The organism is Pseudomonas saudimassiliensis, assembly GCF_000939975.1.
In the GTDB taxonomy this organism is placed as follows: Bacteria; Pseudomonadota; Gammaproteobacteria; order Pseudomonadales; family Pseudomonadaceae; genus Halopseudomonas; species Halopseudomonas saudimassiliensis.
Window position 1 is genome coordinate 1313412 of record NZ_LK391969.1, and the last position, 24219, is coordinate 1337630.

Sequence of the window (24219 nt, forward strand, 5' to 3'; positions counted from 1 at the left end):
TGGCGACCGGGGCGGGCAAGTCGTCGTCCCTGGGTGTCGTGGCGTTCGGCAGCGGAGCGCTGGGAGCCGCCGGGGACGTGGCCGGCCAGGCCGGCTCGGCGTCCGGATCCTGGCCGATACGCTCCAGCGTATTGGTCGCCTCATCACCGGGCATCTGCAGGACCAGCTCATCCTCACCGGTGACGTCCACCGTAGCAGGCTGGCCAGGTAGATTGATCACCGCGCGGGTGGGCTCGGGCTCATCGCCCCCCATCATCCAGGCGAGGGCGACGCCGGCGCCGACCAGCACCAGCGCGACGATGGAGCGCAGGGGCAGTGCCGGACCCTTGCGTCCACGGGCGGCCACCGGCCGTACCGGCTCGATGGCGTCGATCATCACCTGCTTGGCCACCTCGTTGATGGCGCCCGGCCAGCCACCACTTTCCCGGTGAATCTCGCTGATCTGCTCATCATCCAGCAGCTCGATACCCTGCCCGGCCGCTTCCAGTCGCTGCCCCAGATAGTCACGGGTCTCCTCCAGATTGAACGGGGCCAGATCTATCAGCTGCAGCCAGACCCGATCCGCCGGCATATCAACCTGGTCGAGCAGACCAGCAATGCTTTCATCGGCGAATAGAAATACCCGCGGCGCAGCCCGCCCGCCCGACTGGCTCAGATCCGCCAGCAGCTGCACGGACTCGCTGCTCAGGCAATGCGCATCATCCACCACCAGATACAGCTGCATGCCCGTGGCGTGCAACTGCTCGGCGCGCTCACGCAGCCCGCGAATATCCGTGACATTCAGCGCCTGACAGAGAAAGCGCGTCAGCGCCGGCGCCTCGCTGATTTCGCGTCCCGAGGTGACGACGCACTGCACATTGTCCTTGTTGCAGCTGGCCACCAGCGCCTGGCGCAACAGCGTCTTGCCCGCCCCCGCAGGCCCCACCACGACCTGCACCTGCTCGGAGAAATGCGCCATATGGTGCAGCTGCGCCAGCACCGGCTTGCGCTTGGGGGTGAAGAAGCGAAAACCCGGGGTACGTCCCGCGAAGGGATCGTGGTCCAGCTGATAGTGACTCAGAAAATCGTCGGTTGCGCTCAAGTCGCTCATATTCACTTCCGGTTGGTCATTCATCAGCCAGCCGCCGCCAACACGGAGCGCAGCGTCTGGTTATCAAAGTCGGCGGTCACCACCGCCTCGCCCAGACGCTTGAGCAGCACCAGGCGCAGCTGGCCGTCCAGCACCTTCTTGTCCACTGCCATCAACCGCGTGAAGTCCGCGGCAGCCATGTTCGGCGGTGGGGCGGTCGGCAAGCCGGCGGCGCCGATCAACGCGGTGCCGCGCTGCTGCTGCGCAGCGCTGATCCAGCCCAGGGCAGCGGACAGCTGCAATGCCATGACCATGCCGGCCCCTACCGCTTCCCCATGCAGCCAGGTGCCGTAGCCCTGGTGGGCTTCAATCGCATGGCCGAAGGTATGGCCAAAGTTGAGAATGGCCCGCACCCCGCCTTCTCGCTCATCGGCAGCAACGACCTCAGCCTTGATCGCGCAGGAGCGGGCGATGGCTGCGGTCACCAACGACGGCTCCAGGGCGAGCAGGCCCGCCATGTTCTGCTCGAGCCAGTCGAGGAAGGCCTCATCGCGGATCAGGCCGTACTTGATGATCTCTGCCAGCCCCGCGCTGACCTCACGGTCCGGCAGCGTGCGCAGACTGTCGGTATCAATGAGCACTGCCTTGGGCTGGTAGAAAGCGCCAATCATGTTCTTGCCGGCGGGATGGTTGATCCCGGTCTTGCCGCCCACCGAGGAATCCACCTGGGACAGCAAGGTGGTGGGAATCTGGATGAAGTCCACGCCACGCTGATAACAGGCCGCGGCAAAGCCGGTCATGTCGCCGATCACCCCGCCACCGAGGGCAATCAGGGTGGTGCGCCGGTCATGGCGGGCGCCGAGCAGGGCGTCAAAGATCTGCTGCAGGGTAGCCCAGTTCTTGAATGCCTCGCCGGTCGGCAATACCACCGGCAGGACCTTATAGTCGGCCAAGGTGCGGATCAGGCGATCGAGATACAGGGGCGCGACGGTGTCGTCGGTAACGATACAGACCTGGCGGCCGGCGATATGGGGAGCCAGCAGCTCCACACGATCCAATAGCCCGCTGCCAATATGAATGGGGTAACTGCGATCATCGAGATTAACGGTCAGTTGCTGCATGAAACTCTCCCTGGTAACCCGCCAAGGATACATCAGTCCCGATACCGGCGCATGCAACGCACGATGCCAAATAAAACGGCCCGCCGGCGTTAATCCAGATCGCGTTCCAGCTGGTGCATGATGGTATTGACCACGACCTTGGGCCCGCGCTGGTCGGTATCGATGGTGAGGTGGGCAATTTCCCGGTACAGGGGATCGCGACGAGCCATGAGCTCGCGCAATACCTTTTCCGGATCGGGCGTCTGCAACAGGGGGCGCTGGCGGTCCTTGCTGGTGCGCTGCAGTTGCTGGTCCACGCTGGTGCGCAGGTAGACCACCAGACCGTTATCGGCCAGTGCCCGGCGATTGGCTTCGCGCATGACCACTCCGCCGCCGGTGGCGAGAACGATACCCCGTTCCTGCACCAGTTCGGCAATCATGGATTCTTCACGCTGACGAAAGCCCTCTTCCCCCTCCACATCGAAGATCCAGGGAATATCGGCTCCGGTCTTGGCTTCGATTTCCCGGTCCGAGTCCTTGAAGGGATATCTGAGCTCCTTGGCAAGCAGGCGCCCGATGGTGCTTTTTCCTGCACCCATCGGGCCTACTAGAAAGACATTACGCAACGCGGTTACCTGGCAAGGCTGATGGCTCCGTTATTGATGATGCGCGGAGTCAGGAACACCAGCAGCTCGGTCTTGCTTTCGTAACTGAGGTCACGTCGGAAGGCTCGGCCGACCACTGGAAGGTCCCCGAGGAAGGGTACCTTCTCCTGGCTCTTCTGCGATTCACTGGAGAATACACCACCAATGACAATGGTTTCACCATCGGCCACCAGAATCTTGGCATTGACCTCATTCTTGCGAATGGTCGGCACACCGTTGACCTGGTTGGTGAAGTCGGGCTCATCCTTGGTCACGATGACTTCCATGATCACCTGGTTGTCCGGGGTGATCTGCGGGGTCACCTCAAGCGACAGCACCGCTTCGGCAAAGGCCGTGGTGGTGGCGCCGCTGGAGCTGGCTTCCTGGTAGGGAATCTCCGACCCTCTGAGGATCTTGGCGGTTTCCTTGTCGGAGGTAACCACCTTGGGCTGCGAAATAATCTCGCCGTTACCGGTGCTCTCCATCGCCGACAGTTGCAGGTCAAGGATGGCGTTGTCGGTGATGAAACCGATGCCGATACCGGAGGTGGCGCCCGCTACGCCCATGTCGACGAAGGGAATATTCAACGGAATTTCCGGAATCCCCATGAAGCCAGCGGTGACGTCCTGCACGGTTTCAGTGCGTACTTCCTGCTCCCCGGTGACCGGATTGGTGTAAACGTACTCACGCTCGCGCGGATTGGGGTTGTCGACAATATTCATCCGTGACTGAGGGTTCTGACCATAAGCATTGAACCGGCTGCCCAGGTTGACGTTACCCCCCCAGCGCACGCCCAGCGCCTTGTCGAAACCGACGTTGGCTTCGACGATGCGCGCCTCGATCATGACCTGACGTACCGGGATGTCCAGTTGGGTGACGATGCGGCGCAGTTCATCCAGCTTGTCCTGGGTTTCCAGGGCAATGATGCTATTGGTGCGATCATCCACTGTGATCGATCCACGCTGCTCACCCTCGCCCGCGGTGACCGAGGCGAACAGGGTGGCGATGTCGGAGGCCTTGGCATAGTTCACCTGGATCAGCTCACGGCGCAGCGGCGCCAGCTCGGCGATCTGCTTCTGGGATTCCAGCTCCTGGCGTTCGCGGGCGGCGATCTCTTCAGCGGGTGCGACCAGCAGCACGTTACCGATCTGACGCTTGTCCAGACCCTTGGTTTTCAACACCAGGTCCAGCGCCTGGTCCCAGGGCACATTTTGCAACCGCAGGGTGATACTGCCCTGCACCGTGTCACTGGCCACCAGGTTGAGGTCGGTGAAGTCAGCGATCAGCTGCAGGACCGAACGCACTTCGATGTCCTGGAAGTTGAGTGACAGTTTCTCGCCGGAATAGGAGAAGGTGTCGGCGCGGCGCTGTTCAACCTCGGTACGGCTCAACGGCTTGAAGCTGACGATCAGCCGGCTGTCGGCCTGGTATACCAGGTGCTCGAAGAAGCCGCTGGGCTCGATGGCGATGGTGGTGTCATTGCCGGAGCTGCTGGCGCTGACGAAATTAACCGGGGTGGCGAAGTCCTTGACGTCCAGGCGTACCCGCAGCTCGTCCGGCAGGCTGGTGTTGGGGAAGTTCAGCCGCACGCGGCCGCCCTGCTCCTGCACATCCACGCGGATCGACGGATCGGACAGGTCGACGATGACATTGCCTTCACCCTGCTCGCCGCGCTGGAAGTCCAGGCTGCGAATGGCCGGACCGCTGGATACGGCTGCCGGGTTGCCCACAGCGGGCTGGTCACTGCTGCGCCAGTTGTTGGCGGAGACCTGGGCGGGGGCACTCGCGGTTGCCGGGGCGGCCGCCGCATAACCCGGCGCCTGATCGGCGCCGACCAGGATAAACAGATTGTTGCCTTCAATCCGGGTGGTATAGGGCGCCAGGTCGGTCAGATTGATGATCAGGCGGGTGCGGTCGTTGGCCTCCACCACGGTCAGGCTGCGCGCGTTGCCCAGCCCGAGTTCGCGCGAGCGCTCACCCAGCTTGTTCTTGACGCCGGGCAGATCAATGGCGATCCGCGCCGGCTGGTCAATGGTGTAGCCCTTGGGGGCAGCAGCAACCGGCTCGTCGAAGGACAGTTTGAGTTCTACCCGCTCGCCAGGCAGTGAAGCCACATCGAGACGTTCAAGGTCGGCCGCCAGAACCAGCGGGCTGAGCAGCGCAAGCACGGCTGCGAATGAAAACTTCCTGGTTAGAGGCATTTGATTGCGTTCCACGCGTGACTGTTTACAGTTCATGTTATCTCTCCCTGGTTGACCTTATCCGCGCTCAGGCAAGCTGAGTGTGCGCGGCCGCTCCAACCAACCACCTTCCCCGTCCGGGACTATCTCAACCACATCGACACGCCCTTCTTCGATGCTGGTCACCCGACCGTGGTTACGGCCCAGATAATCACCGACCTTGACCCTGTGGACGCTTCCTGCGCCACGAATAAGTGCCTGCATGCCCTGGCTGTTGCTCAGCACGCCGACCATCTCGAACCCTTCGATATTGAAGCCCTCGAGGAACTGCCTGACCCGGTTCTCGTCCGGCTTGATATCCTGCGAACCCTTTTGCCGCTGCGTCAGGTCGATACGCACCGGCGGCTGGAAGGGGCTGCGCAGGGAGGATGCACTGTAGGTGAAGGCCTCATAGGGCTTGAACCGCGGCAGCGGCTCGATCTTGCCGGCCGGACGCGCCCGGGTTTCCTCCATGAAGGCCTGCAGATCGCTGAAGTCATTGCCACCGCAGCCGCCCAGGAGCAGCGCACCGACCATGACCAGACCCGAGACGGGCTTGAACATGCTCATGGCTGCTCCTCCGCATCGTGATAGCGATAGGTTCTGGCCAGGATGTTCATCTTCAGCAGGTCGGGATTGCCGGCGCTGACCGGCGCGATATCGAAGTCATGCAGCGTCACGATCCGCGGCAAGCCAGCCACGCTGCTGACGAAGGTAGCGATGTCGTGGTAGTTGCCCTGCACCACGATACGAATCGGCAGCTCGATATAGAACTGCTGGGCCACCTCGGGCTGCAGGGTGATGGATTCGAACTCGAGACCGCTGTTCAGCCCCATCTGGGTAATGTCTTCCAGCAGGCCGGGCACCTCGGTGTCGCTGGGCAGTTGCTTGAGCAGGGTGCCGAAACGCTCCTCGATTTCGACCAGTTGCTCCTTATAGGCTTCCAGGTTGGCCGCCTTGAAGGACTTATCGGCAAACTCCTTGCGCAGCGCCACTTCATCACGCTCGGTACGCTCCAGGTTTGCCTGCAGATCCTTCAAGTGGAAGTGATAACCGAGAAACAACAGTACGGCGAATAGCAACACACCGACGATAACCTTCAACGCCCCGGGCCATGAGCCCATGTTGTTGAAGTCGAGGTCGTTGATATCGACCTTCTTCAGACTTTCCATGGATTGAGCAAAACTCATTGCTGCTGTTCTCCCTCAGCGGCTGGCGCACCCGGCTCGGTCTGACGAACCGACATCTCGAATACGTTGGCCTGATCCAAAGCTCCCTGGGTGACGGCCTTCACGGCAGTCAGGTTCGGCGTGGTCAGCCAATCCGAGGCATCCATCTGACGCATGAGGTTGGATACCCGGCTGTTCGACTCCGCTCCACCCTTGATACTGATCACCGGCCCCTTCATATCCACCGAAGTGAAGTACACGCCCTCCGGCAGGGTCCGCGCCAGTTCGTCGAACACGCGCACAATGATCGGACGGTTACCCTGCAGGTCCTGGATGATCTTCATCCGGTCCAGCAACTGGGTACGCCGCGCCTGCAGCTGTTCGATTTCCTTGATCCGCCCATCCAGCAGGCTGATTTCCTTGCGCAGGAAGTCATTGCGGGCATTCTGCTGGTCGATCTTGCCGTTGAGGTTGCGGTCGCCGAGAAAGATCAGCAGACCGGCAAACAGCACAATGAGGACCAAAATGCTGATGAACTGTTTCTTGCGCTCTTCCCTGAGCTGCTCGCGCCAGGGCAACAGGTTAATGCGAGCCATTAGTCGAAACTCCTCATTGCCAACCCACAGGCGATCATCAGTGCCGGCGCGTCATTGCTGAGCGCGACCGCATTCACCTTGTTCGACAGGGTCATGTTTGCAAAGGGGTTGGCCACCAGGGTGGTGGTGCCGAGTTTCTGCTGGATCAACTGGTCCAGCCCCGGAATCGAGGCTGTTCCGCCCGCTAGCAGGATGTAGTCGACGTCCTGATACTGGCCACCGGCAAAGAAGAACTGCAAGGAGCGCGACACCTGCTGCACCACCGCATCCTTGAAGGGCCCCAGCACCTCGCCTTCGTAGTCATCGGGCAGGCCACCCTGCTTCTTGGCGCGGCCGGCTTCATCCTGGGACAGGCCGTAGCGGCGCTGGATCTCGTCGGTCAACTGCTTGCCGCCGAACAACTGCTCGCGGGTATAGATGGTGCGCCCTTCGCTCAAGACGCTCAGGGTCATCATGGTGGCACCAATGTCGATAACGGCGATGGTCAGCTGTTTCGGATCGCCGTCGAGCTGGTCGATCACCAGCTCGCAGGCACGCTCCATGGCGTAGGCTTCGACCTCGACCACCTTGACGTCCAGACCGGCCAGGGCCAGCGCGGCTTCGCGGATATCGACGTTCTCCCGTCGACAGGCAGCCAGCAGCACTTCGACCCGATCGGGGTTGCGCGGCGAAACGCCCTGGACCTCGAAGTCGATGGAAACCTCGTCCAGCGGGTAGGGAATGTACTGATCCGCTTCCAGCTTGATCTGTTCTTCCATCTCGTCGTCATCGAGACCGGCGTCCATTTCGATGAGCTTGGTGATCACCGCCGAGCCAGCCACGGCCACCGCCGCCTGTTTCAAGGACGTACGCGAGCGGGCCAGCACCTTTTCCAGGGTCTGGCCAACGCCTTCGAGTTCGATGATGTTCTTTTCCGCCACAGCGCCGGGTGGGAGCGGTTCAACCGCATAAGCTTCCACCTTGTAGCGGTTCCCTGATCGGCTGAGTTCTAGCAGTTTCACGGTCGTGGAACTGATATCGATACCCAGCAGAGTATTCGCCTTTTTCTTGAGGAGCCCTAGCACAGCCAATTTCCTATCAGCATCCGCCACTTACGGGCGGTTTATGTTTTACCGCATTAAATAACAGTCCCTGTCCCAGCGCAAATGGCTAAACGGAAAATAATTCGCTTATAATGCGGACTGTTAACCCGTTCTCAACACCATCCCATATCAACCGTTCCAATTGACAGGGAAATGATCAGTCCCTCATGCGTTTTCTAATTATTCTATTCTGGTTGCTGGTCGCCATTGCCAGTGCTCCGCTACTGGCCATCAGTGGCGTCGCCCTGTATCTCAGTCCGACCTTACCAGACGTAGATACACTGCGTGATGTCAAATTGCAAACTCCTTTGCGGATTTATAGCGCAGACCGCAAACTGATCGCCGAATTCGGGGAAATGCGCCGCCTGCCGATCACGTTTGACCAGGTCCCGCAGGGGTTCATCGATGCCATTCTGGCCGCCGAGGATGATAACTTTCTCAACCATCATGGGGTAGATCCCATGAGCCTGTTGCGCGCCACTTCCGAACTGCTCAGCACCGGTCAGATCCAGACCGGCGGCAGTACCATTACCATGCAGGTGGCAAAGAATTACTTCCTCAGCAGTGAGCGGGTCTTCTCACGCAAGCTCAACGAAATTCTGCTGGCATTGCAGATTGAACGCAACCTCAGCAAGCGGGAAATTTTCGAGCTCTATGTGAACAAGATCTACCTGGGCAATCGCGCCTACGGGATCGAGGCCGCGGCCCATGTCTACTATGGCAAGCCGATTGCCGAGTTGCCGCTGGCGGAGCTGGCGATGATCGCCGGGCTGCCCAAGGCGCCCTCTGCCTACAACCCGGTCGCCAACCCCGAGCGCGCCCGCATTCGCCGCGACTGGATCCTGCAGCGCATGTTGCAGCTGGGCAGTATCGACCAGGCCGCCTATGACGAGGCCATCGCCGCCCCGATCACCGCGCGCAACCATGGCGCCAATCCCGAACTCGAGGCGCCCTACGTAGCCGAAATGGCGCGCCTGGAGATGCTCGAGCGCTTCGGTACCAACGCCTATATCGATGGCTACCACGTATATACCGCGGTCGACAGCAAACTGCAGACGCTGGCCAACCAGTCCCTGCGCGCCGGGCTGATGACCTATGACCAGCGCCACGGCTATCGCGGCCCGGAAGCGCGCCACCCGGAGGCCACACCGGAGCAATGGCAGCAGGTGCTGCGGTCCCAGCGCAGCATGGGCGGCCTGCGGCCCGCCATTGTCAGCGAGGTGGGCCCGGAGTCGGTCAGCGTGATACTGCGCAACGGCGAGCGCGGCACCATCAGCTGGGAAGCCATGCGCTGGGCGCGCCCCTACCTGAGCGCCAACAGCATGGGACCGAACCCGCGCAAGCCCGCTGACGTGTTGCAGCGCGGCGACCTGATCCGGGTACAACCGCTGGATCAGGAGGACCAGTACAAGCTGGCGCAAATCCCCCAGGCGCAGAGCGCCCTGGTGGTGCTGTCCCCGGAGACCGGCGCCATCCAGGCATTGACCGGCGGCTTCTCCTTTGTCCAGAGCAACTACAACCGGGTAACCCAGGCGCGCCGCCAGCCCGGCTCCTCGTTCAAGCCGTTCCTCTACAGCGCGGCGCTGGATCATGGCTACACCCCGGCCAGCCTGGTCAACGATGCGCCCCTGGTCTTCAGCGATGGTACCCAGGGCGATGACTGGCGCCCACGCAACTCCAGTGGCGACTTCCTCGGCCCGATCCGCCTGCGCGAAGCCTTCTATCGTTCGCGCAACCTGGTATCCATCCGCCTGATGCGGGACATCGGCATCGACGAGTCGCTGACCTATATGGAACGTTTCGGCTTCAATCGGGATGAGCTGCCGCGTAACCTCTCCGCCTCGCTCGGCACCCCGGAGCTGACGCCTCTGCAGATTGCCACGGGCTACGCGGTGATCGCCAACGGCGGCCACGCGGTCAGGCCCTGGCTGATCGAACGCATCGAGAACAGCGAACATCAGGTAATCGATTTTGCCCGCCCGGCGGTGGTGCCTGCCGTGCAGGAGCAAGAACAGCGGCGCATCGACGCCTATGTCGGCCTGACGCCCGGCCAGACGCCACCGCTGGCCCAGGTCGCCGAGCAGGTGATCGACCCGCGCACCACCTACCAGCTGACCAGCATGCTCAAGGACGTGATCAACCGTGGCACTGGGGCCCGCGCCCGCTCCCTGGAGCGCAGCGATCTGGGCGGCAAGACCGGTACCACCAACGACCAGAAGGATGGCTGGTTCGCCGGTTTCAATGGCGATCATGTCGCCGCCGTATGGGTCGGCTTCGACCAGCCCGCGACCCTCGGCCGCCGGGAGTATGGCGGCACCACCGCCCTGCCGATCTGGATGGATTTCATGGCCGGAGCCCTCGAAGGCAAGCCCGAGCATGATCTGGAACAACCCGAAGGGCTGATGGTGACCCGTATCGATCCGCTGACCGGACGCAGTGCCCGGCCCGGCACCCCGGGGGCATACCTGGAGATATTCAAGGAAGAGGACATCCCGCCCCCGGCCAGCGAACTGGATGCCGGCGGCTATAGCAGTGATGGCGGCATCACCCCGCTGGAGCTGTTCTGACCGCAGCGCTGCGGCCTCCGCTATAAACATCGGTACTGTCCCGCCATTCGCCACGGCAAGCTTGCTGCTTTTGCCGCCGAACCGCTCTACTCTGACCTGCCACCAACAAGAACAAGGCAGGTGTCGATCATGCACGAGCGTGACTATCTGGAGCAGCTCCGCGCCCTGCAGCGCCAGGCCTGGCCCGCCGGCCACCCAACCGATCCCCAGTACCCGCTCGGCCAGCGACCGCTGACCGAGTATCTGCGTCATTGGGCTACCACGACGCCGGATAAGCCGGCCGTGCGCTTCTACGGTCACGACCTGAGCTACGCCGAGCTGAACGAGCTCAGCGATCGCTTTGCAGCGCTGCTGTTGGACCAGGGCGTGCAAGCCGGGGACCGCATTGCCGTGTTCCTGCCCAACTGCCCGCAGCTGCACATCGTCTTCTACGGCATCCTCAAGGCCGGTGCGGTTCATGCGCCGGTCAGCCCCATGGCCACCGCGACCGAGCTGGCCTACCAGCTCAAGGATTGCGGCGCCAGCGTCATGGTCTGTTTCGACCAGTTGTTGCCGGTGGTCCGGGCTGCCTCTGACCAGACCGCCCTGCGCGTGCTGATCAGTACCAGCCTGGCGGAGGTCTGCCCGGCCGAGCCGCCCTTCGCCGTACCGGAGCTGCTGCAAGCACCCAAGCTGGATGTCTCGGACAGCATCGACCTGCTGCCGGCCCTGGCCGCCACCGAACCCCGCCCGGACCTGCCCCCACCAGCGCTCGACGCCATGGCGGCGCTGAACTACACCGGCGGCACCACCGGCCTGCCCAAGGGCTGCATCCACACCCATGGCGACATGCTCTACACCTGCGCGAGTTTCATGCCCGCCGCGCTGGGCCTGGATAGCGAGCGGGTCAGCCTCAACTTCATGCCCGAATTCTGGATTGCCGGGGAGAACGCCGGCCTGCTGTTCCCGGTGTTCGGCGGCACCACCCTGGTGCTGCTAGCGCGCTGGGACGCGCTGGCGTTCATGGGCGCCGTGCAGCACTACCGGGTCAATCACACCGGGTTGCTGGTGGACAGCGCTGCGGAGATTTTAGATCACGCCCAGCGCGACAGCTTCGACCTCAGCTCGCTGCAGGTCACCAGTTGTGTGTCCTTCATCAAGAAGCTGACCCCGGAATACCGCCGCCGCTGGCGTGAGCTGACCGGCTGCACCCTGTTCGAGACCAGCTTCGGCATGACCGAAACCCATACCTGCGACACCTTTACCGCCGGTCTGCAGAACGACGACTTCGATCTGAAATCCGCGCCCACCTTCGTCGGGCTGCCGGTACCGGGCACCGAGTTCAAGGTCTGCGACTTCGACACCGGCGCGCTGCTGCCGCTAGGTAGTGAAGGCGAGCTCTGCGTGCGCTCGCCGTCGCTGCTCAAGGGCTACTGGAACCGTCCGCAAGCCAGCGCCGAGGCCCTGCGCGACGGCTGGCTGCACACCGGCGACAACGGCGTGATCACCGAGCAGGGCTTTATTCGCTACCTCGGACGGCGCAAGGAGATGCTCAAGGTCAACGGCATGAGCGTATTCCCCGCCGAACTGGAAGCCATGCTCGGCCAGCATCCAGACCTGCTCGCCTCGGCGGTCGTCGGCCGGCCCGATGCGCAGCGTGGCGAAGTCCCGGTCGCCTTCGTGATTGCCAAACCGGGCAGCGGGCTGGACGCCGAGCAGTTGACCGCGTGGTGCCGGCAGGCCATGTCCGGGTACAAGGTGCCGGAGGTGCGGCTGGTCGAATCCCTGCCGATGACCGCTACTGGCAAGGTAAAGAAGAACGAACTCAAGGACTGGATCTGATGCCCTTCAAACGTCTGCTGATTGCCAACCGTGGCGAAATTGCCATCCGCCTGGCCCGGGCCGCCGCCGAGCTGGATATCCCCAGCCTGGCGGTCTATTCCGAGGATGATGCCGAGTCCCTGCACCGGCACCGGGCCGATGCCGCCGCGCCCCTGCAGGGCCGTGGCGCGGCGGCTTATCTGGACATTTCCCAATTGCTCGCCCTGGCCCGGGAACATGGCTGCGATGCCATCCACCCCGGCTACGGCTTTCTCAGCGAGAGCGCCGAACTCGCCCGGGCCTGCGAGGCCGCCGGTATCACCTTCATTGGCCCGACTGCCAGTGTGTTGGAGCTGTTCGGCGACAAGGCCCGGGCGCGGCAACTGGCCCAGCGTGAGGGCGTCCCCGTGGTCCAGGGCACCGACCAGGCAACCGGACCGGAACAGGCCAGGGCCTTCATGGCCGAGCTGCCCGCCGGCACGCCGGTGATGCTCAAGGCGCTGGCCGGCGGCGGTGGCCGGGGCATGCGGGTGGTGCACGACGCGGCTGAGCTGGAGCAGGCTTTCGCTCGCTGCAGCTCGGAAGCCACAGCGGCCTTCGGCAATGGCGATCTGTATATCGAGCGGCTGATTCCCCGCGCCCGGCATATCGAGGTGCAGATCATCGGCGACGGCCAGCAGGTCAGTCACCTGTGGGAGCGCGAATGCACCCTGCAGCGCCGCCATCAGAAGGTGCTGGAGGTCGCGCCCGCACCGGGCCTGGATCCCGACCTGCGCCGTCAACTGCTGGACGCTGCCTGCACCCTGACTGCCGCCGTTGGCTATCGAGGCTTGTGCACTGTCGAATTCCTGCTGGACGAGGAGCGCGGCGACTTCGTATTCATGGAGGCCAACCCCCGCATCCAGGTCGAGCATACGGTCACCGAGGCGGTCACCGGGCTGGATCTGGCGCAGCTGCAGATCCGCGTGGCCGCTGGCGCCAGCCTCGCCGAGCTGGGCGTGGCGCAATCCAGCGTCCCGTCTCCGCGGGGCTTCGCCGTGCAACTACGGATCAACCTGGAAGCCATGCAGCCCGACGGCAGCGCGCGCCCCAGCGGCGGCACCCTGGGCGCCTACGAGGCGCCGAGCGGCCATGGCGTGCGAGTCGATGGCTACGGCTACAGCGGCTACACCACCAACCCCGGCTTCGACTCGTTGCTGGCCAAGCTGATCGTGCATGCCGATGCGGATTATCCCGCCGTACTGCGCCGGGCCTACCGGGCGCTATGTGAATTTCGCCTGGAAGGCGTCACCAGCAACCTGCCCTTCCTGCAGAACCTGCTGCAGCATCCCGAGGTACAGGCCAATCGGGTTACCACTGGTTTTATCGAGGCCAATGCCGCCGGCCTGCTGGGCACCAATAGCCAGCCCCACCCGCACCTGTATGCGCGCGGCCATGCCAGCCGGCAGCAACAGGCCCACAGCGAGCAGAGCGCCCCCGCTGGTAGCCAACCGGTGAATACGCCGGTGCAGGGCGTGCTGGTCAGCCTGGATGTGCAGCCGGGCGACAGCGTAGCGGCAGGGCAGCAGATTGCCGTCATGGAAGCCATGAAGATGGAGTTCGTGGTCAAGGCCGACTGCAGCGGGATCGTCCGCGCGTTAGCGGCCGCTGCGGGGGATAACCTGTTCGAAGGCAGCCCACTGCTGTTTATCGAGGCCACCGGTGAGGGCGACCTTGAACAGCTCACCGAAGAGCAGGTCGACCTGGCGCATATCCGCGCCGACCTGCAGGAAGTGCTCGACCGCCAGGCGCAGCTTACCGACGCCCAGCGCCCCGACGCCGCCGCCGCAGGACCGGCCAGCGCACCGCCCGGGAGAATCTCGCCGAGCTGCTGGATGAGGGCAGCTTCATGGAATATGGCGGCTTCGCCCTGGCCGCCCAGCGCACCCGCCGCAGCCACGAGGAGCTGTTGAAGATGAGCCCGGCCGATGGCCTGATCGCCGGCATCGGCACGGTCAATGCCGAGCTATTCGGTGCCGAGGCCGCCCGCTGCATGGCCATGAGTTACGACTACACGGTATTTGCCGGCACCCAGGGGGTGATGAATCACAAGAAGACCGACCGCATGCTGGAGCTGGCCGAGCAATGGCGACTGCCGCTGGTGTTCTTCACCGAAGGCGGCGGTGGCCGGCCCGGGGATGTGGACAAGGTCGGCGTCGCGGGGCTGGACTGTACCACCTTCATGCGCATGGCCCGCCTCAGCGGGCAGGTGCCCTTGGTCGGCGTGGTGTCCGGGCGCTGCTTTGCCGGCAACGCCGCCCTGCTCGGCTGCTGTGATGTGATCATCGCCACGGAAAATGCCACCATTGGCATGGCCGGGCCGGCGATGATCGAAGGCGGCGGGCTGGGCAGCTACACACCCGAGGAGGTTGGTCCGACCCACATGCAGGCGCCCAACGGAGTGATTGATGTGCTGGTCGAAGACGAAGCCGAAGCCACCCGTATAGCCAAACAGTACCTCTCCTATTTCCAGGGCGACCTGCCAGGCGGCGAGTGTGCCGACCAGCGCCGGCTGCGCCACCTGATCCCGGAAAACCGCCTGCGGGTTTACGACATCCGCGAGGTAATCGAGACGCTGGCTGATACCGACTCGGTGCTGGAGCTGCGCCGGCAGTTTGCCCCGGGCATGATCACCGCGCTGATCCGCATCGGCGGCAAGCCCTTCGGGCTGATTGCCAACAACCCCATGCACCTGGGCGGCGCCATCGATGCCGCTGGCGGTGACAAGGCCGCGCGCTTCATGCAGCTATGCCAGGCCCATGGCCTGCCCATGGTGTCGCTTTGCGATACCCCCGGCTTCATGGTCGGGCCGGAATCGGAACAGCAGGCCACCGTGCGCCACGTCTCGCGCATGTTTGTCACCGCCGCCAGCCTGAGTATTCCATTTTTTACCGTGGTGCTGCGCAAGGGCTACGGCCTCGGCGCCCAGGCCATGGCCGCCGGCAGCTTCCACGCGCCGCTGTTCACCATCGGCTGGCCCAGCAGCGAGTTCGGTGCCATGGGACTGGAGGGCGCAGTCCGGCTCGGGTTTGCCAAGGAGCTGGCGGCGCTGGAAGATCCCGCCGAGCAGCAGGCCCTGTTCGACCGGCTGGTGGGTGAGCTGTATGCGCGGGGCAAGGGCCTGAGCATGGCCAGCTTCCTGGAAATCGACGCGGTCATCGATCCGCTGGAAACCCGGAACTGGCTGCTGCGCGGGCTCAACTCCGCCCCGCCGGAGTCCCTGCAGGCCGGTCAGCGGCCGTTTGTGGATACCTGGTAACGCGCGCGAGCGGTTAGCGGCGGGCCTGCGGCCGCCCGGGTCAATCGCTAATTCGCAGGCGTTGCAGGCGCTCGGCATGGATAGCCTGGTGACTGGCAATTACCAGCAAGCCATGGCGCTGGCGCCGCACCAGCGCCGCCATGACCTGTTCCCGGGTAACCGCATCCAGGCCGGCAAAGGGTTCGTCGAGCAGCAGGATCGGACGCTCGGCCAGCAGGAGCCTGGCCAGTGCAATCCGCCGCGCCTGCCCGCCGGATACGGCCGAACCCACCTCGCCAGGCAGTAGTTGCAACTGCTGCGGGTGCGCCCGGACCCAGTCCGCCAGCGCTACCTCCTGCAACACCTGCCACAATTGCTCATCGCTGGCCTGCAGGTTGCCCAGACGCAGATTGGCCGCCAGCGGCAGGTTGAAGATGTCGATATCCTGGGGCAGATAACCGATGGTTTTGTGCAGATCCCAGTGCGCCAGGGGCTGGCCATTGAGATGACATTCGCCACTGAAGGGTAGCGGCTCACCCGCCAGCAGCTGCAGGAGCGTGGATTTGCCGCCCCCGGAGGCTCCCTGCAGGTGCAGCACTGCGCCTTGCTCCAACTGCAGGTTGATCCGCTCCGGCCCATTCAGCGCACCGGGCCAGCGAACGGTGAGCTCCTGCATCTGCAGTCGCCAGGGGCCTGCAGGCTGAGGCCGCGGCGGTGGCGGCGGTGGCGGGTCGCCGGCCAGGACATTGAGCCGATCCCGCGCCGCCTGGCTCAGGCCCAGCGCGACAAAACTCCCGGCAAGCGGCAACAGCGCTTCACTCAGGCCCAGCAAGGTCAGCACCACTGCCAGCAACATGGGCACCGATAGCCCCGTTTCAGTCAGTAACGGCCAGCCGTGCCATAGTACTGCCATCAGGCTGCCGGCCAATGCCCACTGCTGCAACAGCGCAATGCGGCTGCCCAATCGCAGCTGCCGGTCCTGCTGGGCAAGCTGGGCGCGGTCCTGCCGGGCAAATGCGGCACTGCGCTCGCCCCAGCGCTGCCAGATCAACAAGGGCGTCAGCAATGCCAGGCTGTCGAGCAAGTATTCCCGTCGCAGCTCTGCCCGCTCCACTTCCTCCCGCGCCAACCGCCCGCCCCGCCAATAACCGAGCCAGGGCGATAGCCAGGCCAGCAGCAGGCCGGGCAGTGCCGCCAGCAACAGGGTCTGGTCGAGCAATGCCAACCAGACCAGCAGCATGACCAGCAGCAGGCTGGCCCAGGCCCAGGGCAACACCACGCGCAGCGGAAACTGATCCAGCAGATCGATATCCGCCACCAGCCGATGCATGGCGCCCGGCGTGCGCAACGGCAGACGCCGCGCCTGAGAGACTTGCCGGAACAGGCGGCTGCGTAGATCGAGCAGCAGGCCCAGCGCGGCATGGTGCGATGTCAGCCGCTCGGTATAGCGCCCGACGGTGCGGGTCAGCGCCAGCAGGCGGATAACGGCAGCCGGACGAAAAATGTCAAAGGCTGCACCAGCAAGCGTCAGGCCAGCCAGGGCCGCAGCGCTGATAAACCAGCCGGAAACCGCCAACAGCGCAACGGCTGAAAACAGCGTGATGAAACCCAGCACACCCGCGCCCCACCAACCGCCCAGACGGCTGTTGAGCAAACTGCGCAGGCGAACCACTGGCCGGCGCGGTTCAGTCATGCCCGCCCCCTCGCAGCGTCACTTGCCGGTCCAGCCAGTCAAGCCCAACCGCATCATGGCTGACCAGCACTACCGTACGACCGCGGCTGAGCCGCTCCAGCAACTCGCCGATCCGTTCAGCGGTGTCGGGGTCCAGATGCGCCAAGGGCTCATCGAGAAGCCAGACCCGGGTGTCACGCAATAGCAAGCGAGCCAGGGCCAGACGGCTGAGTTGGCCGCCGGACAGCCCCAGCCCCCGCTCCCCCAACGGCGTTGCCAATTGCAGGGGCAACTGCTGCAGCAACGGCCACAGGCCGACTTCACGCAATACCGCAACCAGTTGCTGGTCGCTGGCATCCGGCGCGGCCAGGCGCAAATTCTCCGCGAGCGTACCTGGTACAAGCTCTGGTTGCTGAGCAAGAAATCCCACATGCCGATGCCAGTCGCCACGTCGCACCGAGGCCAACGGCAGCCCATTGATCAATACCTCGCCAGTGTGGGGCAGAAAGCCCAGCAGGACATATAACAGGGTCGATTTGCCACTGCCGCTGGGCCCTCGCAACCAGACCCGCTCGCCAGCGCGCAGAGCCAGGTCCAGCGGGCCCAGGCGCGCCGGTGCCCCGGGCAGATCGACCTGCACCTGGCAGCAGGTTATGGCCGGCGCCCCAGGCAGCTGCAACGGTTCTGTGCCGGGATGCTGCCACAGCTCCAGCTGCAGCAATGGCTTCAGTTCTGCGAGCGCACCCTCGGCCTCGGCCCGGGCGTGATAATCGCTACCCAGTTGCCGCAGCGGCCCGTAGAACTCCGGGGCATGCAGCAGAATGAACAGGGCACTCTGATAGGAAACAGGCACTTCGCCCTGGGCCCAAGGCAGCATACCCAGCAGGCCCAGGCCGAGATAAAGGGCAACCATGGCAATGGCTATCGAGGCAAACAGTTCCAACACCGCGCCGGAAAGAAAAGCCATGCGCAGCACACGCATGGTGCGGCTGCGGTAATCCTCGGCGGCTTGCTCTACCGCCAGCTGCGCACTATCCAGCGTCTGCAGATGTTGCAAGGTTGCCATGCCGCGCAATAAGTCCAGGAAGCGTCCACTCATCTGCTCCAGCGCCATGAATTGACGCTGGTTGGCACTTGCCGCGGCGTGCCCCAGCAGCACCATGAACAGCGGCACCAACGGCGCGGTGGCCAGCAGCAAGGCTGCGGCGAACAGACTGTGCCACGCGGTGGCCAGCAGCAGCATCAGCGGGACGATGATGACCAGCCGGCGCTGCACGTGGTAACGGCTCACATAGCCATCCAGCGCATCCACCTGCTCCAGCACGCGGCTACCCAGCTCGGCATCAGCTCCCAGCATACGCCGCGCCGGCCCCAGCATTGCCAGCCGTTGCAGCAACTGCTCGCGCAGTGTCTGGCGGACCCGCATGCTGGCTCGCTGGGCCAGGCGTTCGCGGCAATATTGCAGGGCCGGCCGAATCAGGAGACACAATGGCAGGCCCACCAGCCAGATCCCCCAATCGGCTGGAGCGAAGCTCGTCGGGCTGCCCTCCTGCCAGGCGACCAACCAATAGCCAAACAGGCCCGCCAGGAACCAGCTGCGCAAAATCAGCAGCCCAGCGGCCAGCACCTCGAGGACAAGGGCCCCGTTCAGCAGTCGCTTCTGGGGCACCAGCAGCCAGGGCAACCCGGCATCGGCGTCTTTACGGGCCGTCATCTCGCCAACACGATCAATGATAACCCTCGCCCACCCGCACCTTGCCGCGGAAGACCCAGTAGGTCCAGGCGGTATAGGCCAGGATCACCGGAATCACGAACAGCATGCCGATCAGCAGAAACAGCTGCGAGCCCGGCGCGGCAGCCGCATCCCACAGGGTGTGATCAGGCGGCACCACATAGGGCCACTTGGTGAACAGCAGGCCGAGATAGGTGAAGATGAACATGCCCATGGTGGCGACAAAGGGCATGGATTGCTGGTGGCGGCGCAGCCCGCGTATCACCAGGAAGGCGAACAGCAGCGCCAGTGCCGGGAACACCCAGATCAACCGGATGACACTGAACCAGCGCTCGAAGGCCGAGGGGTCCACTGTCGGCGTCCAGAGGCTGACGATGGCAAATACCCCCAGCACCGCGGCCAGCAGCCATGGCGCCAGGCGATACACCCACTGCTGGATATGGCCGACGGTCTTCATGATCAGCCAGGTGCTGCCCAGCAGCGCGTAGCCCGCTACCAGGCCCAGCCCGGTCAACACAGTGAACGGCGTCAGCCAATCCAGCGCGCCGCCCACGTAGCGTCCATCCACGGTATTGAAGCCTTCGATGTAAGCACCCACCACCGCCCCCTGGGCAAAGGTCGCCACCATGGAGCCGCCGGCGAAGGCCCAGTTCCACAGGTTGCGCGAGGAACTGGACTTGAAACGGAACTCGAAGGCGACACCGCGGAAGATCAACCCTGCCAGCATCAGGAACACACCGATATACAGCGCCGGCATCAATACCGAATAGACCAGCGGAAAGGCTGCCAGCAACCCGGCGCCGCCCAGGATCAACCAGGTTTCGTTGCCGTCCCATACCGGCGCCACCGAGTTCATCATCACGTCCCGCGCATCCTCGTCGGGCGCGAAGGGAAAGAGGATGCCCACGCCCAGGTCGAAGCCGTCCATCAGCACGTACATCATGATGGCGAAGGCGATGATCACCGCCCAGATGATGGTCAGATCAATGCCATGCATTTCAGTGTCCCCCTTCTTCGATGCTGACATGGGCCGCCGACAGCGGCCGTTTCGGACGGTCGATATCGTGCGTCTCGTCGTCGTGGTCGATACTCTCCAGCCCGGCGCGCAGCACCATCATCAGGTAGTACAATCCCGCGCTGAAGATCATTCCATAGACGACGATGTAGCCCAGCAGGGTGAAGAGCACCATGCCGCCGGTCAGCGACGGGGTCACCCCCTCCGTGTGGCTCATCTGACCGTACACCACCCAGGGGAAGCGCCCTACTTCGGTCACTACCCAGCCGCACAGCACTGCGGCGAAGGGTGCGAAGGTCATCAGCCGCATGGCATTGAGAAACAGCGGCTGGCGCCAGTAGCGCCCACCGGCGCGCAGGAACAGGCCGGCCAGCGCGCAGCCAATCATCAACAGGCCGATGCCGACCATGATGCGGAACGCCCAGAACACTATCCATACCGGCGGCCGCTCCTCTGGGGCCACTTCCTTGAGGCCCGGCACTTCGCCGTTCAAGTCGTGGGTCAGGATCAGGCTACCCAGCTTGGGTATGCCTATCTCGAAGTGGTTGGTCTCCGCTTCCTGGTCCGGAATGGCAAACAGCAGCAGCGGCATGCCGTTCATGGTTTCCCAGTTGCCCTCGATCGCCGCCACCTTGGTCGGTTGATGTTCCAGGGTATTGAGGCCGTGGTAATCGCCCACCACCGCCTGGGTCGGCGCCAGGATCAGGATCAGCCATAGACACATCGACAGCGCCCGGCGGTTGGTTTCCACTTCCCGCCCGGTCAACAGATACCAGGAGCTGACCCCAGCCACCACGAAGGAGCCGGTCAGGAAAGACGCCAGCACCATATGGGCGAAACGGTAGGGGAACGAGGGGTTGAAGATGGCTTCGCGCCAGCTGCCTACAGTGAACACGCCATCCACGAATTCGGTGCCGACCGGCGTATGCATCCAGCTATTGGCGGCGAGAATCCAGAATGTTGAGATCAGCGTGCCCAGCGCCACCATGCAGGCCGCAAAAAGATGCACGCCCGGCGGTACGCGGTTGCGCCCGAACAGCAGCACACCCAGGAACGCTGCCTCGAGGAAGAACGCCGTGACCACTTCGTAACTGAGCATCGGCCCGATGAAATTGGCCGCGGCGTAGGAGAAGTTGCTCCAGTTGGTGCCGAACTGGAACGACATCACGATGCCGGACACCACCCCCATGGCAAAGGCCACCGCAAATACCTGGATCCAGAAGCGCGACAACCGCGTCCACAGCGGGTTGCCGGTCTTGAATGCCAGGGCTTCGAGAAAGGCAATGAAGGTCGCCAGGCCGATGGTAAACACGGGAAAAATGGCATGGAAGCAGACGACGAACGCAAATTGCAGGCGAGATAGCAGCAGCGGATCGAGTTCCATCTGTGCAACTCCTTGAACGGAAGAAAGAATAACGGCAGGTACCGAGGGTCCAGGCGGTACCCGAATAATGCGCGACCACTACAGGGACATGAACAGAAGCCCGGGGGTGCAGCTCACGACGCGTATTCCCTGTGACAGGAAATTGCCCCAGGCGTTCCAGTGACGCCCTCGACGCGCAGCCGTTTTGCTTTTCCGGCAAAGGCTTTAATATGCGCGCTCCTTAACCCAGCAGTCGGACAACAACATGCGCACAACCCTTACCGGCATAGCCGCCACCGCCCTCCTGGCCACCAGCGGCGTGGCTACCGCCTCCCCCCTGCAATGGCAGAACAACAGCCTGACCTATCTCTATGGCAACGACTTCGAAGTCGATCCCAAGACCCAGCAGGCGGTGACCTTCGAGCACGTCAGCGGCTGGAGCTTCGGCGACCTGTTCCTGTTCGTGGACAGCATCCACTACAACGGTGCCCAGGATGCCAATGGCAACAACAGCACCTGGTATGGGGAAGTGGCGCCGCGGCTGTCCTTCGGCAAGCTGAGTGGGCAGCAGATCCAGTTCGGCCCGATCACCGACGTGCTGCTGGCCGCTACCTACGAGCGCGGCCGTGGCGACATCAAGAACTACCTACTGGGGCCGGGCTTCGACCTGGCTGTGCCCGGCTTCGACTACTTCCAGCTCAATACCTACTATCGCCATTCCGACAGCCCGGACGGCGTGCGTGGCTCCTGGCAAATCACCCCGGTATGGGCCGTGACCCTGCCGGTTGGCAAGTCGGACATCCTGATTGATGGCTATATCGACTGGATCGTCGATAACGATGGGGACGGCAAGCACGCCAACCTGCACTTCAACCCGCAGGTCAAATATGACCTGGGCAAGGCGCTGGGCTGGAAGGCCAAGCAGCTGTACACCGGCATTGAGTACAGCTACTGGAAGGACAAATACGGTATCGAGAACACCGCGGACTTCGATACCAACCAGAACGTCACCAACCTGCTGGTCAAGGTGCACTTCTGATCCAGGGATGACGTCCTGTCGCACGTACCGGGCGCTCGCCCGGTGCGTCGCGTCAGCTCAGCGACACCGCCTCCAGAATGCGGGCGCCCACGGTTACCAGCAGCACGGCTGAGCCAAACAGCATCAATGCCACTCCCCACCCCTTGTCACGGAAGCTGAACCCCGTGCCCAGCAATATGAAGCCGAACACCAGCAAGCTCAGCATGAGGTGGAACTGATCAGTCTCGGTCATTATTCATCCCTAGATGGCCGCCCGCGAACTGCCTGTCGCGGGCCTACCGGCTATGGTACTTGCCCACCATGACAGTGCCAAGGCGGGCAAGTGCCGCACGTTACTCCAGCAGCGCAGAACTGGCCTCGGGAGACATCATCGCCAGCAGGCCGAGGAAGTCCTCCAGCGGGATGCTCTGGCCATTGAGGTCGATCATGCCGTCAGCGTAGCGCAGGCTGGAGAGGATATTGTCGCCCTCGATCCGGCCCAGCTGCATCATCTCCGCCATACCGCCGGCCATCTCGGCCGCCATCTGCGCTTCCTGCTCCACCGCCGCCGCATCCGCGCCCGGCTCAAATAACGCTCGATAGCGCACCATGTCGCTCAGCATGGGCTTGGACAGGGTCAGATTGGCATCCAGGCCGCCGACCAGCTGCTGCGCCAGCAAGCCCGGCTCCAGGTCGAAGGATACCGGCTGGTTGAAATCGACGCCCAGGTTGAAGCGGCTTTCGCCATTGGCGGTGCGAATCGACAGGTTGTCCAGCGCCAGCCGCGGTTTGCCCTGGAGCAATTGCTCCAGGGCCGCGACCACCTGCTCCTGCAAGGCCGAGGTGTCATCCGGCTCGATGCCCATGCTGAAAGTGTTGTACACGCCGCCGAGCGTCGCTGTCGCCGCCGGATCCAATCGGCTCAAGCTCCAGTCCATGCGCAGCGAGCCCAGGGGCTTGCCGGCATAGCTGATCGCCCCCATCTGGACGTTGAGCACACCCTTCACGCCATCAGCGCCGAGGGTAGTGCTGTCGGTCTGCACGATGTCCTGCAGCACCAACGTCGGCCCCTGCGGCCCTTCCATGGCAATACTGTCCAGGGTCATCTGGCCATCGCCGAGGTAGAGGCCATACTCGCCCTCCCGGCGGCGGTCCAATTCGAACTCGACCCCGACCAGGTTCGCCTGCTCGTCGCCTTCGATCGTCAGGGAATCAACCCGTCCGTTCATCACCACCCGGCTGCCAAGGGTATCGGTTGCGAACTGCGCATCCAGCCCCGAGAAGCTCAGATGGATGTCATCCTCGACATGGGTCATCGGCGCGACGCGGACGTTGCCGGTGATATCGTTGCGGTAGCCGATGCTGCTGTTGACCATCACCGGAGCCCGCTCACGACTGGCGGCAAACAGCCCACTCAGCGCCTCGCTCGGCTCCAGCTCCGCATGGCTGACCGCCATCACCGGCATCCAGCGCAGCGATACCAGGCGCGACAGGGGCAGCGGGCCATGTTCGATCCGGTCTCTGATGAACAGCTCACTCGGTGCCGCGTCGTCGCCGGAGGCTGGCAGCGCCAGCCGGTACCGCGCCTCGCTGGCCAGCACGCCGCGCTTGAACTCGACTATTTCGAGCGCCATCTCGCTGCCCGGAAACTGCGCGGCCAGCTGCTGGTTGGCCTTGCCCACGGAGTCGCGCAATACCGACTCCAGCTGCGTACCCGTATACCAGCTGCCGGCGCCAGCCGCGGCCACCAATAGTGCGAGCGTGCCCGCTGCGATCCCTGCCTTGTTCATGGTGTTGTCCTTATGATGAATAGGATTGATTCGCCCTGCGGCGAACCGATAAATCTGCCACAGCGCCGGTCGGATTGCACTCCTTTCGCGAAGACGACTATCATCC

Annotated in this window: 17 protein-coding genes and 1 pseudogene; 4 read left to right on the forward strand and 14 right to left on the reverse strand. The window is 63.6% G+C overall.

Annotated features, from left to right (window positions below; all coding sequences use genetic code 11):
* From VG99_RS16160 to VG99_RS06175, 8 genes are all read right to left on the reverse strand, one after another.
* Positions 1–1090, reverse strand: a 1090-nt coding sequence (locus tag VG99_RS16160; protein WP_052508711.1) for an ExeA family protein, incomplete at its 3' end; no start/stop codon positions are given.
* 23 nt (positions 1091–1113) lie between these two features.
* Positions 1114–2190 carry a 3-dehydroquinate synthase gene (aroB, locus tag VG99_RS06145; RefSeq protein ID WP_044498858.1) on the reverse strand — a complete coding sequence of 359 codons (1077 nt, stop codon included), beginning with the start codon at positions 2188–2190 and terminating at the stop codon, positions 1114–1116.
* An 89-nt stretch (positions 2191–2279) separates the two neighbouring features.
* Positions 2280–2795, reverse strand: a complete 516-nt coding sequence (gene aroK, locus VG99_RS06150; protein ID WP_076939731.1) for a shikimate kinase AroK — start codon at positions 2793–2795, stop codon at positions 2280–2282.
* Positions 2796–2800: 5 nt separating this feature from the next.
* A complete protein-coding gene (locus VG99_RS06155; RefSeq protein WP_044498860.1) occupies positions 2801–5014 on the reverse strand; it encodes a type IV pilus secretin PilQ in 2214 nt (737 codons plus the stop codon).
* 57 nt (positions 5015–5071) lie between these two features.
* The gene (gene pilP, locus VG99_RS06160; RefSeq protein ID WP_420848290.1) at positions 5072–5569 is read right to left on the reverse strand and encodes a type 4a pilus biogenesis lipoprotein PilP; all 498 of its coding nucleotides are present in this window, start codon (positions 5567–5569) and stop codon (positions 5072–5074) included.
* Positions 5570–5598: 29 nt separating this feature from the next.
* Positions 5599–6222, reverse strand: a complete 624-nt coding sequence (locus tag VG99_RS06165; RefSeq protein WP_044498861.1) for a type IV pilus inner membrane component PilO — start codon at positions 6220–6222, stop codon at positions 5599–5601.
* Positions 6219–6797 (reverse strand): PilN domain-containing protein, encoded by a 579-nt coding sequence (locus tag VG99_RS06170; RefSeq protein WP_044498862.1) that lies wholly within the window; start codon positions 6795–6797, stop codon positions 6219–6221. Before VG99_RS06170 ends, VG99_RS06165 begins: the two co-directional genes overlap by 4 nt.
* Positions 6797–7861, reverse strand: coding sequence for a pilus assembly protein PilM (locus VG99_RS06175; RefSeq protein WP_044498864.1), 1065 nt, complete (start codon positions 7859–7861; stop codon positions 6797–6799). The genes VG99_RS06170 and VG99_RS06175 overlap by 1 nt, the downstream gene beginning before the upstream one ends.
* 185 nt (positions 7862–8046) lie before the next feature.
* On the opposite strand from VG99_RS06175, the gene VG99_RS06180 reads away from it, so the two are divergent.
* From VG99_RS06180 to VG99_RS06190, 3 genes and pseudogenes are all read left to right on the forward strand, one after another.
* A complete protein-coding gene (locus VG99_RS06180; RefSeq protein WP_044498866.1) occupies positions 8047–10446 on the forward strand; it encodes a penicillin-binding protein 1A in 2400 nt (799 codons plus the stop codon).
* A gap of 129 nt (positions 10447–10575) precedes the next feature.
* Positions 10576–12267, forward strand: a complete 1692-nt coding sequence (locus VG99_RS06185; protein ID WP_044498867.1) for an AMP-binding protein — start codon at positions 10576–10578, stop codon at positions 12265–12267.
* Positions 12267–15544, forward strand: a pseudogene (locus VG99_RS06190) (carboxyl transferase domain-containing protein). The gene VG99_RS06185 and the pseudogene VG99_RS06190 overlap by 1 nt, the downstream one beginning before the upstream one ends.
* Before the next feature lie 40 nt (positions 15545–15584).
* On the opposite strand, the gene VG99_RS06195 reads toward VG99_RS06190, so the two are convergent.
* Genes VG99_RS06195 through VG99_RS06210 form a run of 4 tightly spaced genes read right to left on the reverse strand, consistent with a single transcriptional unit; the run spans position 15585 to position 21326 of the window.
* Complete coding sequence (locus tag VG99_RS06195) at positions 15585–17216, reverse strand: amino acid ABC transporter ATP-binding/permease protein (protein WP_044498868.1); 1632 nt, start codon at positions 17214–17216, stop codon at positions 15585–15587.
* Positions 17209–18909 carry a thiol reductant ABC exporter subunit CydD gene (cydD, locus tag VG99_RS06200; RefSeq protein WP_044498870.1) on the reverse strand — a complete coding sequence of 567 codons (1701 nt, stop codon included), beginning with the start codon at positions 18907–18909 and terminating at the stop codon, positions 17209–17211. The genes VG99_RS06195 and cydD overlap by 8 nt, the downstream gene beginning before the upstream one ends.
* Positions 18910–18922: 13 nt before the next feature.
* On the reverse strand, positions 18923–19924 hold the full coding sequence (cydB, locus tag VG99_RS06205; protein WP_044498871.1) for a cytochrome d ubiquinol oxidase subunit II: 1002 nt from the start codon (positions 19922–19924) through the stop codon (positions 18923–18925).
* A gap of 1 nt (position 19925) precedes the next feature.
* On the reverse strand, positions 19926–21326 hold the full coding sequence (locus VG99_RS06210) for a cytochrome ubiquinol oxidase subunit I (protein WP_044498872.1): 1401 nt from the start codon (positions 21324–21326) through the stop codon (positions 19926–19928).
* A 244-nt stretch (positions 21327–21570) separates the two neighbouring features.
* Between VG99_RS06210 and VG99_RS06215 the strand changes: the two genes are divergently transcribed.
* Positions 21571–22344, forward strand: coding sequence for an outer membrane protein OmpK (locus tag VG99_RS06215; RefSeq protein WP_044498874.1), 774 nt, complete (start codon positions 21571–21573; stop codon positions 22342–22344).
* 52 nt (positions 22345–22396) lie between these two features.
* Here the strand turns inward: VG99_RS06215 and VG99_RS06220 are convergent, their stop codons facing one another.
* Together VG99_RS06220 and VG99_RS06225 are read right to left on the reverse strand one after the other, a co-directional pair.
* Positions 22397–22576, reverse strand: a complete 180-nt coding sequence (locus VG99_RS06220) for a hypothetical protein (protein WP_044498875.1) — start codon at positions 22574–22576, stop codon at positions 22397–22399.
* Positions 22577–22676: 100 nt separating this feature from the next.
* Complete coding sequence (locus VG99_RS06225; RefSeq protein WP_044498876.1) at positions 22677–24113, reverse strand: YdgA family protein; 1437 nt, start codon at positions 24111–24113, stop codon at positions 22677–22679.
* Positions 24114–24219: the final 106 nt, after the last annotated feature.